The 7,578-nt window shown below is 39.8% G+C and carries 6 protein-coding genes; 3 read left to right on the top strand and 3 right to left on the bottom strand.

Annotated features, from left to right (window positions below; translation table 11 throughout):
• Positions 1-298: 298 nt before the first annotated feature.
• Positions 299-1,357, bottom strand: coding sequence for a hypothetical protein (locus tag ACE1AT_RS26135; protein WP_374873722.1), 1,059 nt, complete (start codon positions 1,355-1,357; stop codon positions 299-301).
• Positions 1,358-1,919: 562 nt separating this feature from the next.
• Here ACE1AT_RS26135 and ACE1AT_RS26130 point away from each other — a divergent pair.
• The gene (locus tag ACE1AT_RS26130) at positions 1,920-2,339 is read left to right on the top strand and encodes a lysozyme inhibitor LprI family protein (protein ID WP_374873720.1); all 420 of its coding nucleotides are present in this window, start codon (positions 1,920-1,922) and stop codon (positions 2,337-2,339) included.
• 128 nt (positions 2,340-2,467) lie between these two features.
• Here ACE1AT_RS26130 and recG read toward each other — a convergent pair whose 3' ends face one another.
• Complete coding sequence (gene recG / locus ACE1AT_RS26125) at positions 2,468-4,981, bottom strand: ATP-dependent DNA helicase RecG (RefSeq protein ID WP_374873718.1); 2,514 nt, start codon at positions 4,979-4,981, stop codon at positions 2,468-2,470.
• Positions 4,982-5,082: 101 nt separating this feature from the next.
• Positions 5,083-6,012, bottom strand: a complete 930-nt coding sequence (locus ACE1AT_RS26120; RefSeq protein WP_374873716.1) for a hypothetical protein — start codon at positions 6,010-6,012, stop codon at positions 5,083-5,085.
• Between the two features lie 532 nt (positions 6,013-6,544).
• Here ACE1AT_RS26120 and ACE1AT_RS26115 point away from each other — a divergent pair.
• Both ACE1AT_RS26115 and ACE1AT_RS26110 read left to right on the top strand, forming a co-directional pair.
• Positions 6,545-6,844, top strand: coding sequence for an RNA recognition motif domain-containing protein (locus ACE1AT_RS26115; protein ID WP_374873714.1), 300 nt, complete (start codon positions 6,545-6,547; stop codon positions 6,842-6,844).
• 162 nt (positions 6,845-7,006) lie between these two features.
• Positions 7,007-7,312, top strand: a complete 306-nt coding sequence (locus ACE1AT_RS26110; protein WP_374873712.1) for a P-II family nitrogen regulator — start codon at positions 7,007-7,009, stop codon at positions 7,310-7,312.
• Positions 7,313-7,578: the final 266 nt, after the last annotated feature.

The raw sequence follows: 7,578 nt of genomic DNA, 5'->3' as shown, positions 1-7,578 counted from the left end.
AAGCGAAACCCAACAAAGCCTTGATAATGTTGGGTTACTCTGCGATCAGCCGCGCAGGGCGCGTCTACGTTCCTCAAACGCCAGGTGCTACAACTCTTGGGACCCCCGCAACGCACTGGCTCCCCAACCTACGCTAGTTTTTGTTTTTAGCCTTAACTGAACCGTATTGAAATATAATTAGCTACTACACAAACAAAGCCCACCTAAGTAGACTAAATAAAATAACCCGCGCAGACGGTTTTAGTCTCTGTAGGCACGATTTCTAATCGCCAGGGCTGAATAAAATATTACTAACCTTTCACCTATCAAAAGCTAATATCATCCCTTCAGTATAAGGTAACAAAATCTTCTGATATTCTGGCTGGACACGATGAATAATTTCATCCATTAAGATTTGATTCCATTGTTGTAATATTTTCCATTTCACCTTTAATTTTTCCATGACCATTACACATAAACCTACGAGTTCCTGTTCTACTGGTACAAGACTTTCCTCTAATACACATAGCCAAAGATAGGCTTGGAACATATTCAAATCACGAATACTTGATTGTGCGACTGTTGGAGTGTTTAATAAACCGCTACGACTACAATGATTAGGAAATAATTCGACTAGTTTATGGTAAACAGTATGAGCAATATCTTCAGCCATGGGTAACATTTGCTCTACAAGAGTAAAAACAGGTGAATCTAAATCATGTTTAGCACTTGCAACACATACTCTTTGCCAGGGAATGGCAACTTGCTCTTCAATAAAAGTGATATATGGACTGAGTAAGATTTTTTCAATCGGTGTAATTTGATTTAAAATTAGTTTATTAGTAAATTTTAATTGCGTAGTCATAAAGCCTAGTGTACACCAGTCTTTACACGCCATATGTTGCTCTTGAAATGCTATTAATGTAGGTTCCAGCGTGTAGGCTAATTCCTTGATTGTTGATATTCCAAATTCAGCAAGAAAAATATCCTCAAACTTAAGAGACCTTTGTGATGATGTTGTGATTGATGAAGTCGTATAAGATGCTTGTTTTTGGTAAAAATCTAGTAGAACTTTATAAATAATAAGTGCAGAATTAGTGATTTGTTTGGCTTCGTTAAAATCTAAAACATTAGGAATATAATTGTGCAGAGATTTTGTTTTTAGCCATGCCATTTGGCTATTAATATCTAATAAGTTATTTTTTAATCTCGCAACAGTTTGCGCTCTACCTTCTGGTGAAATAGTTTCCGTCAATGAAGCGATCAATATTTTTTGAGATAGGGATAGAGAAGATAAATCAGGTGTGTAACGTCTTACCCAAAGCTTAAGTAAGTGTTCTACAGAAGGTGTCGTTACAATCTGAGTTGTTTTGAACATATATTTTGGCTTTATTATCCCTATTGTTATGACTTTGGCAGCAGGAAGTAAATTTCTTATATTTTTATTTATAGAGAGCAAAATAAATCAGATAAGTTCTCTCCTTTTGTTGATTCTCTTACCTTTCATCTTAATTAACCTTTGCTTAACATGGTGTTTTTAATTTTCAAATGATTTATGTCACTTCTCAAAAAAAATTACATTTGTTTACATTCCATGCTTAAATATCTCTAATTCAAGTAATTCACTAGTTGGGCATGATCATCCAGATAGCAACCCAGTTTTAGCTAATTGATTACCTTGTTAAAAAAATTTTTTGGAAAGTTTCCGGAATAGGCTGGGGTGATTGAGTAGATAGTTATAGAGCGGTAAAACAATATCGCTCAGTTATATCTCAAGAGTTATACCGAATTCTTTAAACTTATCAATTATCTTAAAAACCCCTCAGTCATAGCCTTTCTCTAACATATGGAGAAAGGCTATGTTATTTACATGTATGAGGTTTATGGGTGAACGAGGGGTTACTTAATTTTTGATTTTTCATCAACAAGGTATGTATAAAATGTATAAAAGATTATTTATTGCTTTTATTTTGACTGCGATCGCATTTTTATCAGTCCTGGTTATTCCTAGTCTAGCGACACCAAGCACAGCGATCGCGCAAAAGCCAACAATTAACTGCTCTCAAGCAACAACAACACCAGAATTGAAGTATTGTTCTCAACAATCATACGCAGCCGCAGACAAAAAGCTCAATCAAACTTACCAAAAAGTCCTTGTAAATATTCAAAGAGAGCCAAAGCAACTATTAACTAAAGGACAACAAGCGTGGATAGTCTTTCGAGATAACGCCTGTGATTTTGAAGTCTACGAATCTCGTGGTGGCACAGGTTACGAAATTTTTCGCAATCAATGTTTAGAACGACTGACTAAACAACGCACCCAAGATTTAGAAAATTATCTGCAACTCAGAGCGAGATAAACTAACTAGTTGCATAAAATTAAATTCATTTGTGGGGATAGGGATTGGGGACAAGGGAAAGGGGACAAGGGGGACAAGGGAGAATTATTTAACAAGTCTCTTCCCGATCCCCGATCCCCAATCCCCTTCTAAGTCAAAATCGCTCCGCCCATTAACCGCTCGTATCGGTACTTTAATTCTTCCTTCATCAAATACCAACGCTCTAAAGTTACATCTATTTCTATGACTTTTTCCGCAGCTTGTCGCGCTAGTATTAGTACTTCTTCGTCTTCCACTAAACTTGCTAAGGTAAAATCTGGCACACCAGATTGACGAGTTCCCAGCACTTCACCGGGGCCACGAAACCGCATATCCATTTCGGAAATAAAAAAGCCGTCTTGGGATTGTTCCAAGACTTTTAACCGTTGTTGAGCATCAGCACTTCTAGAACTACTCATGAGCAAACAGTAAGATTGTGCTGCACCTCGACCAACACGTCCGCGTAGCTGGTGCAATTGCGACAAGCCAAAACGCTCTGCATTTTCTATGAGCATAACTGTAGCATTGGGTACGTCTACGCCGACTTCGATCACAGTAGTGGAAACCAAGATTTGAGTTTCGTTGTCGCGAAATTTACTAATTGCTTCGTCTTTTTCCGCAGAACTCATGCGACCATGCAACAACCCGACCTGAAACTCAGGAAACACACTTTCTTGTAACTTTTGATGCTCCTCAACAGCCGATCGCAAATCCAATTTTTCTGATTCTTCCACCAAGGGTAAAACTACATAAACTTGTCGTCCCTGGACTATTTCCCGGCGCATCAAATCGTAAGCTTGGGGACGCTGCTGACTTGTTAAGGCTGTAGTTTGAATTTTTTGTCGTCCTGGTGGTAATTCATCTATTTGGCTCACATCCAAATCGCCGTGAATTGTCAGCGCCAGAGTCCGGGGAATAGGTGTGGCTGTCATCGTTAATACATGAGGTTGTTCACCTTTTTGCTGTAACCTCGCTCGTTGTTCCACCCCAAAACGGTGTTGTTCGTCAATTACCACTAAACCCAAACGATGAAAATTCACAGGGTCTTGAATTAAAGCATGAGTTCCCACTAACAGAGGTAATTCTCCTGTTTCCAACTGAGCATGAATTTGTCGCCGTTTTGCAGTTTTTGTCGAACCTGTCAGTAATTCTACTGGTAAATATAGTAAATTAAACCAGCTAACTAGCTTACGATAATGCTGTTCTGCTAATACTTCCGTAGGAGCCATCAGCGCTGCTTGATACCCGGATTGAATCGCCGCCAGAATAGCAACTACACCGACAATCGTTTTCCCAGAACCAACATCACCCTGTACCAGACGATTCATAGGAACAGGCTTTTGCAAATCGTTGAGAATATCGTTGATCACACGTTGCTGGGCGTTAGTTAATTTGAAAGGCAATATTTGATAAAATTGCTCTAATAATTCACCTCTAGCTGCAAGCACAGCGCTAGTTTGAATTTGCTTTGCTTGTTGCTGACGTTGCAGTAAACCTAATTGCAGGTAAAAAAATTCATCAAAGACAAGGCGGCGACGGGCATGTTGTAAACTGTCGCTATCTGAAGGGTAATGGATATTGGCGATCGCATCTTTCAATTCCATCAACCCATATTTCCCTTTTAAACCACTGGGTAGAGGATCTTTGAGATGCGCCGCAGTTGGTAAAGCAGCAATCATCGCTTGTCGTACCAAATCCGCACCTACCCCTTCAGTCAGAGCATAAACAGGCACAACTCGCCCGATAGTTAATGACTCAATCGTATCACCTGGATTAGCCAAAACTTCTAGTTCTGGATCTTCTAGAGTTAGACCATATTTAGTTCCTTTCACCAACCCACACGCCGCCACAATACTACCAACCGGATAGCGACGTTTTAAACTTTCTTGCCAAGCCCGACTACTAAAACGCGTACCCGCAAAAAAGCGGCTAATTTTAATCTTGCCAGTATTATCCCGCAGTACCAGTTCTAAAATTGTTAATTTTTGATTCTTTTGGCTGGTACGACAATTGCAACTTTTCACCGCCGCCACTATCGTCACCGTCTCACCAGCATCTAATTCACTAATACTCACCTGACGCGCATAATCAATATGATCGCGGGGATAGTAAAACAGCAAGTCACGCACAGTATATAAACCAAGACGTGCTAACTTTTCTGCCTTTCGTAATCCAATTTCCGGTAAATCCTTTAATTTCTGCTCCAGCTTTGGCGCCAGAGTCCGACTTACCTCCGCGACAACTGGAGATTTAGGATTGGGTTTTTGAGATTTAGCAGCAGAAGACGAAGAATAAAAATTGCTTCTTTGTCCTCTTTGTCCCCCACTTCCCCGCGTAAGCGTCTCCTCTTCCTGCTGTTCGAGTTGATAAAGATAATTGCTAGTCTGCAATATTAAGTTTTTTCTATCTTCAAGTCCCAAATTTGGATAATTAGAAAATTGAGCCGCCAGTTGTTGCCATCGGCGACGTTCATGATTTGGTAAGTTAGCCGGAAATTTGCCAAAACTTAAGGTAAGAAACTCACTGAAGCGGTATTGTCTACCCATCAAATCAGTAAACCCCTGTTCTTCTTCTATTGCTAGGGCTTTTTGCAATCTTATCCAGTCTGGTTTGTCGATACTCATTGGTCATTGGTCATTGGTCATTGGTCATTGGTCATTGGTCATTGGTCATTGGTTATGAGTTTTGGACAAACGACAAATAACAAATGACAAATGACAAAAAACTAATCTTCATACCAACTAGCGCGCCATGCAGCTTCAGCTTCTGCTACTGAACGTTCCCGCAGTCTTTTTTGATACTCTAATCCTAGTTTATTCAACTGGGCTAAAATATTGCGAATCTGTTTGCGTTCAGATGAAAGTTTGGTGTCTGCAAATTCAATCTCGACAAGACGCAGGTTAATAGCCATGAACTGTGTCAAGCTAGACTCTTCTGATTGTTGATCATTGTCAATTTCGATCACCAAGCTCATGAGATTGGGTGGACTTGGTACAATCTCAGCAGATGCTTCCGAGCCAATTGCTTCTAAAATCGGTTCTGGCAATTTTTGAGGTAAGATTTTGGCTTTTTGTAGGAGGAGATTAGCCTCATGAGAAATCCTTTTGAGAGTATATTGTGTAGCTCTCTCTAAGAACTGTTGCCATTTTGCTAGTTCTATCGGGTTTGCAGAAGTGGGGAAAGTTGGATAAGCAGGTAAAGAGGAGAAATTTGTTTCTTCTTCTTGTTCCTCTTCTTCTTCTTGTTCCTCTTCTTCCTCTAGCTCACTTTCACCATCAGTTGTCTGTTGTAAAGAAATAATCTCAGGATGATCCTGATTCCATGCTAGGAGTTCGTCATTTTCTTCGTCCTGCGGCTGTTGTAGCTTTTCTTCCTCCCCATTTACTAGAGCTAGCAACTGTTCAGTTGACTGTTTACCTAGCTTACGGATCGACTGCTGCAAATTTTGCCGCTGATTCAAGCTTAATTTGAGAAAGTTTTCCGAATACCCTTGAGTACACAAGTGATAAGCCGCTAGAATTAACTGCTGCTGTACGGCTTTCCCCAAAGTGTTTAAATAACTAGTGTAAGTGGATTGGAGTTCTTTAGCGATCGCGGCGATCGCCTCTTCTAAAGCTGCAAGATCCCGTTCAATTCGCTCGATTGGTCTCGCCATAGTCTCTACTGATTGCCCATTGCAAACCAAACATAATAGTACAAAAGTACGCTTATATTTTAGGATAATTGTCTAAAGACTTTAAATTTTAGCTTGATTTTGCTGGTTGTTGGTCAATGGTCAATGGTCAAGTGTCAATTGTCATTAGTTATTTTCCCCCTGACTTTTCCCGTTCAGTCATGAACCGTCGAAATAGCAAGGGTTTCATACCATTTTTATTCTCAACAATTTAACTTTAATGATCATGAATCACGGGAGAATAGGACTTTGAAATCGGGGGATCGTAAGCGATCGCTCCGCCAAAAAGATCACGGGAAAAGTCAGATACTTAGCTATAAATGGTTTATATAACTTTATATAACGGTTTTTGCGACTATCCTGTGATCATTGCTGATTATGTCATACTAATAGGTGAGAGTTAATTCGGCAGACCGCGTTTGTTTTTAGTATTGACGGGCTTTTTCCTTTTGGTATTTACAGACTTTTCTCCGAAACTTAAATCTCTACACCCTTATGATTTCGGAGACAATTTATGTCAGTTTATGTAGGCAATCTTTCTTATGAAGTTACAGAAGATAGTCTGAATGCAGTTTTTGCAGAATATGGTTCTGTCAAGCGGGTTCAGCTACCTACTGACCGTGAAACAGGTCGTGTACGCGGTTTTGGTTTTGTGGAAATGGGTACAGATGCAGAAGAAACAGCTGCAATTGAAGCACTTGATGGTGCTGAGTGGATGGGACGTGACCTTAAAGTGAATAAGGCTAAACCTAAAGAAGATAGAGGTTCATTTGGTGGTGGTCAGCGAAGCTACGGCGGACGTAACCGCTACTAAGCTTGATCGATTTAGCTTTTAAAGCTAAATCATTAATTTAGCACATTAATAGCATTCAGTACCGGCTTAGGCAGAAATGCTTGAGCCTTTTTAATATAGAATGTGGACTGGGCAGCGAAAATTTAAGCTTTCTCAGCCAAAACATAATCTCTGGAGTTCTCCATGTTAGACTCAGGCACTCCCCTAGAACCTGCTGTTTTAATCACCATCATTGGTGAAACGGTGCTGAAAGACCGTATTGTTAAGCTGCTAAAAAGCCATAATGTAAGCGGCTACACCATTAGTCAAGTGCAAGGTGAAGGCGGTCACGGAAGACGCTTGGCAGACTTATCAGGCTACAACACTAATATTGAAATTAAGACAATAGTTTCATTAGAAGTATCTGATGCGATCCTTGATGCCCTAAAACAGGAGCAGGGGAAGCACGCCTTAATCGCTTTTCGACACAATATAGAAGCTTTCTATTGATTAACTTTTCGGTTCTTCAGTAAGAATTCGTCAATTAATTCCTCTTCTCCAGTTTATTAAGTATTATTACTCATAACTGAAGTGCAACAACTGCAAAATTATAGTCTAAAGAAAGTTGTTTGACTGAAAAATAATTAACTATAGTAAAGTTTTGTAGGTTGGGTATAGCGACAGCGAAACCCAACATTATAGTCTGGTTAATGTTGGGTTACACTCCGTTCCACCCAACCTACATAATGTCCTTTTTGAAAAACTCCTCTTTTCAA

This window comes from Pelatocladus sp. BLCC-F211 (assembly GCF_041928655.1).
GTDB lineage: Bacteria > Cyanobacteriota > Cyanobacteriia > Cyanobacteriales > Nostocaceae > Pelatocladus.
Note: the sequence above shows the minus strand (reverse complement) of the source record. Positions and strands in the feature narration are given on the sequence as shown.